Origin of the sequence: Clostridium sp. (genome assembly GCF_051278035.1) — a bacterium.
GTDB lineage: Bacteria > Bacillota > Clostridia > Clostridiales > Clostridiaceae > Clostridium_AD.
Genome location: NZ_JBNMNU010000205.1, coordinates 1 through 6,959, shown reverse-complemented (window position 1 = coordinate 6,959; position 6,959 = coordinate 1). Strand labels below are relative to the sequence as shown.

Genomic DNA, 6,959 nt, shown 5'->3' with positions numbered 1-6,959 from the left:
TGATCTCTAATAGCCTTAATAGGTAGATTCATTCCAGACATAAGTACCATAGTTTCAAGTCTTGATAACATATCTCTTGGAGAGTTTGCATGACCTGTAGTTAATGACCCATCATGACCGGTATTCATAGCTTGAAGCATATCTAGGGTTTCTCCTGAACGCACTTCTCCTATTATTATTCGATCTGGTCTCATTCTTAAACTGTTTTTAACTAGATCTCTTATACTTACTTCCCCTTTACCTTCAATGTTAGAAGGCCTTGTCTCAAGTCTCACAACATGTATTTGAGAAAGTTGTAGTTCCGCTGCATCCTCAATAGTAACAATACGTTCCGTTTCAGGTATAAAAGAAGAAAGTACGTTTAAAGTGGTAGTTTTCCCACTACCAGTCCCACCTGAAACAACAATATTTAAACGTCCTTCAACACAATATTTAAGGAGTTCTGCCATCTTTGAGCTAAGAGTTCCAAAATTTATTAAATCTTCCACCTTAAAAGGATCTTCAGCAAACTTTCTTATAGTAATTGATGGTCCATCAATAGCTAGTGGTGGTATTATAGCATTTACTCTAGAACCATTGGGTAGTCTTGCATCAACCATAGGGGAACTCTCATCTATTCTTCTTCCAATAGGCGCTACAATTTTTTTAATAACATGCATCACATGATTATTATTTTTAAATTTAGCATCAGTAAGCACCAGCTTGCCATCCTGTTCAATATAAACATGATTCGGACCATTAACCATAATTTCAGTTACACTTTTATCAGAAAGTAATGCAGTAATAGGACCAAACCCTATAATTTCATCCAATAGTTCTTCCTTTATTTTTTTCTTTTGATTTGTTGTCATGTTTAGAGATTCTTGCTCAATGTGCTTCATAACAATAAAATTTATTTCTTCCCTTAATTCCTCATTTTGATCCGAAATATCATTAAAATCTATATCAAGCTCTTCTATTACCCTATTTTGAATTTTTACTTTTAATTCAAAATATGGATCTACTTCTTTTTCGTCAGATTTATTAGATTTTTTATCCACATTTATCTTTTCTAGTCTCTTTATAAGGGACATACAATCACCTCTACATTGCTAATTCTTTACACATTATAGCAATAGCTTTTCCTATTTTTAACTTATCATATTTAGGACTATCACAAAACGGCTTCCCTTTATTCACTGAGGTACTTACTGTATTTTGCTCCTCTGGAATCATAGCAAAAATGCCATCCCTAAATGCTCCCTCTACTTCTACCTTACTTATTCCGTATTTAGTTGTAAAATTATTAATAATTAATTTAACTTTATTTTCATCATAACCAAGAGACCTCATAACCCCTAGACCTAATTTTGTATTTTTAAGGGCAACTATTTCCATGGTAGCAACAAATAACACTATTTCAGAAAGGTCTAAAATATAAAGGGTGCTATCATTAAAATTAATGCCTGTATCAATGATAATCACATCATACTGTTTTTTTAGAGTCTTCATCATTTTTTCAATGCTATCTTTTCCAATATACTCTGCTGCTTCAGGTTTTACAGGAGCAAAAAGGATGTCAAGATTTTCATTGAATTTATGTAGGTAAGGTTTAATATTGTCGTATGAGTCTAATTGTCCATCCTCAATAACATCAAGAATTGTTTTCTCTGAATATTTGTTGACAAGCATTGATATATCTCCAAATTGCAAATCTAAATCTATTAGTAGAGTTCTCTTATGATACTCACGGCTTAAAGCCACAGCACTATTTAGTGCTAAAATAGATTTTCCTACTCCTCCTTTGGAACTGAAATAGGTTATGATTTTTGCAGTCCTCTGATTTTCTTCAAAGTTTGCTGCGTTTATAGCCTTATTTTTATATTTTTCATAGGTCGTAAGTATGGTATTAACTAACACTTCATAGTTAAAAGGCTTAATAATATACTCTTTTGCTCCATGGAACATAGCTTTTTTTAGGTATTCACTTTCAGCTTGAACAGACATAATAATTACTGTAACTGCGGGAAATTGGTTTGTTATTTTTTCTGTAGCTTCCAGACCATTGAGTACAGGCATATTAATGTCCATTAATATAATATCTGGCTTTACGTTAGGAATAAGTTTTAAAACTTCTTCTCCATTACTTGCTTCGCCAACAATTTCAAAAAAGTCATTTTCTAAAGTTAATATTTTCTTTATTACATTTCTCGTTTCTTCTATATCGTCTGCAATTATTATTTTAATCTTACTCATAATTTCACCCCTATTTTTCTAGTACCGGGATTTTAATGCCTGTTCCAGTTTCAATGAGATTTTCATTCCAAATTCCGTTAACTTGTTTTATTAATGAATATTTTGTTGGATCTCCATAGAAATCTTCACTTATTTTTCTTAGAGTGTCACCTTGTTTTACCACATAATAATCGTATTTTTTATAGTTATAATCACCTGAATTAACCTTATTCTCTTCTACTGTTTTAATCTTATATTCTGGAAATAAATTACTCATTTCTTTAAAATCATCCAAAATAAGTTCTTCCCATAATTCGCCGTCCGATTTGTAAATATAATCTTGTTTTAAAGGTCTTAACACAAGTTTTAACTTTCCAATATCCTCCGCCAGGGCTAACTTCTCTATATCAAAAATTGGCACAGATAACGTTGCTAAATAATTAGTAGGTACCTCTAATCTTTTTTCAACATCTCTATTAAGTTCTTTATCTATTGCTAACACCTCAATATTTTGAAGTAGTATTTTTGTAATATCTGGTCTAACAATTGTAGTCCCTTCTTTCTTCTCTGCTAATGACACAATTACGTCAACATAATCGCCTTGTTTGATAAGATCTGAAACACCTGTACTTCCATTAACATTTATGGAAACACCTCTATTATTACCTTCTATTTTTAAACTTAATTCGTTATCAAGTGAATTCATCAATTTATCTTTACGGAAACCTTCATCTTTCATTATACTTTCCTTAGTATATTTACCTACAACAGTAGAAATTTCTAAAATATAATCTTTAAATATTTCATTGTCAGGCAATTTGATTTCTTTAACCATTTTTTTATTAATTAAAGTTCTTGGTGCTATAGTTTCAGCTGCAACTAAAATAGTTTTTTCATTAACCTCTATTTCTGTTGTTTTTAGTGGTTTTAAGTATATGAAGATAGCTACGCTAATTATCACTGCTAACATGAAAGATATTAAAATTAATCTTTTTCCTGTATTTTTCACAAAGACACCACCTATAATCCTATTTCTTTAGTATTATTTAATTAATTTTGAACCATAGGCTCCAGTATCACTTATGGTCATATCAACCTCTCCATTTGTTACAAATCTAACAAAGCGTCCTTGAATTTGATTTTTTCCAGAGTTTTTTATAATTGCCTCCACATAAAATTCTGCAAAGCCTACCACTAAGACACTTTTTCTTCCATTAACATTTAGTGAATCTACTAAAGGAATTGTCCACAATCTAATAGAATTTCTCTCAAAATTAGAAAAGTCGCTACATTCTGAGTTAATGTAATTTTTTATCCCGTTAGTAGCACCTGCCATGTTACCAGGCTCAGTATCTATCATATCTCCCACAGTTATTGTGCCACTATAGCCGTAAATTCCATTTGATTCGAATACATTTGCTCCATTTCCGCCTAGTGCCACGGCACCATAATTTCCATTACTGCCATCTCCACCACCATTTTTAAGTATTACCTCATCACCATAATCAAAATTAAATATTTCAACTGCAAAGGGTCTAATGCCGCCTTTTACCGATTTGACAGGTGCTATAATTGCTTTTGTAATTGCATTTACATCACTGCTATCTATCCCAAATATAGGTGCAAAAAAATGATCCACAGTTTTTATTCCAACCATTTCTATGCTTTTACTATCAGCACTTATAGTAATTGAAACTTTGCTTGGATCAACATTATTCTTTTCTAGATATTCAGTAGCGACATCTTTTGCTTTAATGGAATCTGTAGGTAACTCTAAGCTAGCGGCTAATACTGCAGAATCAATAGCATTAGATAATTTCACTTTTTCAACATAAATTAAACCGATATCCACAACATAAGCTGTAAAACCCAATAGTACTGTGAAAACTAAACATAATATAATAGCTACATTCCCTTTGTTATCCAATTTACTCATTATATCATCTCCTAAAGAGCTTCAAGCTCTCATTCTATTCTCATTGATGTTTGTGCTTTTAAAACCACCACATTGTTAAGAATATTACTTATTATAGGAATAGTTACCTGATAGTTATATACAACCTCTACCGTAAGGGTGCCACCAGATTCTCTGCTTCCTTCAGATGGTGTTATATTTACTATTAGATTTTCAGTGTCTAAATTAGGGGAAATGTTAGTTATTAGTTCATTAATATCTAAATTAGAACCCGCTACTATACCAAGTCTAGCACCTTCTCTTGCAGAATTATGAATGGTGAGGTATGAATTTAGCATTAACCCAAATTCAAAAATTCCCATAAGTAGTAACAATAAGAGAGGGAGTAAAATAGAAAACTCCACAAGAGATTGTCCTTTTTCATTTCGTAAACGTTTCATACTTATCACCTCTGTTATTGTTGAGAGTTGAAATATGAGAGTAAAGTTTTTCTACTTTTAATGGGAAAGTAAAACTCAACTCTCAATTGAAAAGGATGCTTCTAAATTTTAGTGCTGATTTCTTCAAATTTGTCACTAATAATTGGTCCAAGTACTAATAATCCTGCAATAACAACTACTGCGATAAGTGCCACTAATAATGCATATTCTACCATACCTTGTCCTTTTTCTTCTTTAAGCTTTAATGATACGTAATTCATACAATATCTTATCATAATAATTCCTCCTCTAATTTGTTTTGTTTGTTCTATTAAGCTTATTATATTCCTAAATTGAAGGTCACATAAGATACTAAAAGTCACAATCTATAGAGCTAAAAGTCTATAAAAAATAGGACCTTAGTCCCTAATGAATATAGAGACAAGATCCCACTTAAATCGTTAATAAATTGACTTTAAAACTTAGAATCATAATACAGCTGGATGTGCTGATTAATAGCAAAAATAGTGGCTTTTACACGATCATGTGCTTTTATTTTTCTAAACAAAATTGTTGCATAATTCTTCACAGTCTTTTCTGATAAAAAAAGACGTTCTCCAATATCTTTGTTACTGAGTCCCTTAGAAATATATAATAAAACTTCAACTTCTCTTTTGGTAAGACAATCTAAAATAGGTTGCTCTTTTTTATCTTGATTTTTAAACCCAGAGAAAAGAAGAGAAACTAGTGATTTATCAATATACTTGTCCCCTTTGTACACAGTTTTGATGGCCTCTACAATTTCTGAGCCAGCAGATTCTTTAAGGACATACCCATCTGCCCCCTTATCAATAGCATCCATAATAAAAGTTTTTTCGTTTTCAACTGTGAGCATGATTATTTTTATATTTTGTATTTCTTTCTTAGCTCTTTGAAGGACTTCAAGCCCATCCATTAGAGGCATTTTCATATCCAATAATATGACATCAGGTACACATACCTTTAACGTATCAAGCACTTTCTGACCATTTTCAGCCTCTCCGACGATAGTTATGTATTCTTCAAAACTTATTATCCTCTTTAAGCCTTGTCTAATAAGATCATGATCATCTGCTATTAATACTTTAATCCCCTCTTTTTTCATCTTTAATCACCTCTCGATTAACCGGAAGCACAACATTATAAACTGAACCTGCTCCGCTTGAAGACTCTATATGAATTTCACCTTGTAATTGTTTTACTCTATCAAGTATGCCAATAAGTCCATAAGAATTACCTTTAGTTTTCACTCTTTTTAACGTTTCTTCTACATTAAATCCAATACCATCATCTGATATAATCAGTCTTAAATATTTTGTACCATAATCTAATTTAAGCTGTACATGTTTTGCCTTTGAGTGTTTTTTTATATTATTGAAAATCTCTTGAATAATACGAAACACTGCTACTTGAATAATGGATTCTACCTCTGTCTGCATTGGTTTTAATTTTAATTCAATATCAATCTTACAATCTTCTGTTACTGATTTTACAGTTTGCTCAATGGTTTTATTTAAGCCTAAATCGTCTAGAGACATAGGTCTTAAATCAAAAATAATACTCCGAACTTCTTTTAAAGCTACTTTTACACTTTCTTTTAAATCTGCTAGTTCCTTTAATCCTGCATTTAAATCCTTTTTAATAATTATAGTACAAATATCCGTTTTCATAATAATATTAGCAATATGTTGTGCTGGTCCATCATGAATATCCCTTGATATTCTTTTTCTCTCATTTTCTTGTGCTTCTAATATTTTTATCCCTATAAACATCTCAGAACTTTTGTCAGCTCCTTCTAGGACTGAAAGAATATCTCCTTCTAAATAACCCATAGCGATACTTATTTGGTTAACTACTTTTTCTGAATTATCTATGTTCTTTACAGATTTTTTTAATGCTATTTCTAATGTATCTCTTGTTACTCTAAACTGCTTTTCTTCATTTTGCTTCATAATAAATTTTACTCTGATTTCAGAAGCTTTTTCATATACAGATTTAATTTCATCCTCATTAAATGAGTTGAATTTTTTTGATACCTCCACTAGCTTTTTACGCATAAGTTTATCCTGTACTTCAAGTGCATCAACTTCGTTAATAACTTTGTCTATGTCCCTTCTGATTGTTGCTAACTCCACCTTTAAATGTTCATATTCTATTCGTGCATTATCAACTATTTCAAGAATTTGTTCGCGACTATTACCTATTTGTTTAATTATTTTTTTTATAATATTATTAATATGACCAACATCTATGTTTAAATTATTCATTAGTATAACACCTACTTTTATTAATTTTTAATGACAAATAAAAATTAAACATCATATACTTATAAACAATGAGTATAATATTTTTTTATCCACAATAGATATATC

The 6,959-nt window shown here is 30.8% G+C and carries 8 protein-coding genes; all 8 read right to left on the bottom strand.

Annotated elements, in window-relative coordinates; translation table 11 throughout:
• On the bottom strand, positions 1-1,073 hold a 1,073-nt coding region (locus ACJAX4_RS20790; RefSeq protein WP_435791341.1), incomplete at its 3' end, for a CpaF family protein.
• A 10-nt stretch (positions 1,074-1,083) separates the two neighbouring features.
• A complete protein-coding gene (locus ACJAX4_RS20785) occupies positions 1,084-2,235 on the bottom strand; it encodes a response regulator (protein ID WP_435791340.1) in 1,152 nt (383 codons plus the stop codon).
• 10 nt (positions 2,236-2,245) lie between these two features.
• A complete protein-coding gene (gene cpaB, locus ACJAX4_RS20780) occupies positions 2,246-3,223 on the bottom strand; it encodes a Flp pilus assembly protein CpaB (RefSeq protein WP_435791339.1) in 978 nt (325 codons plus the stop codon).
• 33 nt (positions 3,224-3,256) lie between these two features.
• Positions 3,257-4,150, bottom strand: coding sequence for a pilus assembly protein TadG-related protein (locus tag ACJAX4_RS20775; protein WP_435791338.1), 894 nt, complete (start codon positions 4,148-4,150; stop codon positions 3,257-3,259).
• Positions 4,151-4,179: 29 nt separating this feature from the next.
• Positions 4,180-4,569, bottom strand: a complete 390-nt coding sequence (locus ACJAX4_RS20770; RefSeq protein WP_435791337.1) for a TadE/TadG family type IV pilus assembly protein — start codon at positions 4,567-4,569, stop codon at positions 4,180-4,182.
• Between the two features lie 101 nt (positions 4,570-4,670).
• Positions 4,671-4,844, bottom strand: a complete 174-nt coding sequence (locus tag ACJAX4_RS20765) for a Flp family type IVb pilin (RefSeq protein WP_435791336.1) — start codon at positions 4,842-4,844, stop codon at positions 4,671-4,673.
• 179 nt (positions 4,845-5,023) lie between these two features.
• Positions 5,024-5,692, bottom strand: coding sequence for a response regulator (locus tag ACJAX4_RS20760; RefSeq protein WP_435791335.1), 669 nt, complete (start codon positions 5,690-5,692; stop codon positions 5,024-5,026).
• Complete coding sequence (locus tag ACJAX4_RS20755; protein WP_435791334.1) at positions 5,673-6,854, bottom strand: sensor histidine kinase; 1,182 nt, start codon at positions 6,852-6,854, stop codon at positions 5,673-5,675. The genes ACJAX4_RS20760 and ACJAX4_RS20755 overlap by 20 nt, the downstream gene beginning before the upstream one ends.
• Between the last annotated feature and the right edge of the window lie 105 nt (positions 6,855-6,959).